Source organism: Rhodococcus sp. MEB064 (assembly GCF_000834565.1).
GTDB lineage: Bacteria > Actinomycetota > Actinomycetes > Mycobacteriales > Mycobacteriaceae > Rhodococcoides.
Genome location: NZ_JXQS01000064.1, coordinates 1 through 269, shown reverse-complemented (window position 1 = coordinate 269; position 269 = coordinate 1). Strand labels below are relative to the sequence as shown.

General features: G+C 72.5%; 1 protein-coding gene. It reads right to left on the bottom strand.

The features are described 5' to 3' along the window. Window positions 1-269, bottom strand: a 269-nt coding sequence (locus tag RU01_RS20415; RefSeq protein ID WP_042576437.1) for a biotin/lipoyl-containing protein, incomplete at both ends; no start/stop codon positions are given.

Sequence of the window (269 nt, the reverse complement as noted above, 5' to 3'; positions counted from 1 at the left end):
CCGCCCTCGACCTGGGCGACACCCGACAGGGCGATCCGGGTGACGGTGCCCGCCCGCGGTGCGGTGACCGCCGCTTCCATCTTCATCGCCTCGATCGTCGCGACGGTCTCCCCCGCCGACACCGACTGACCCTCCGTCACCGTGAGGGTGACGACCCCGGCGAACGGCGCCGCCAGATGCGACGGATCGGACCGGTCCGCCTTCTCCGTCGTCGGCGCATCCGCCGAGATCGACCGGTCCCGCACCGACACCGGCCGCAACTGACCGTT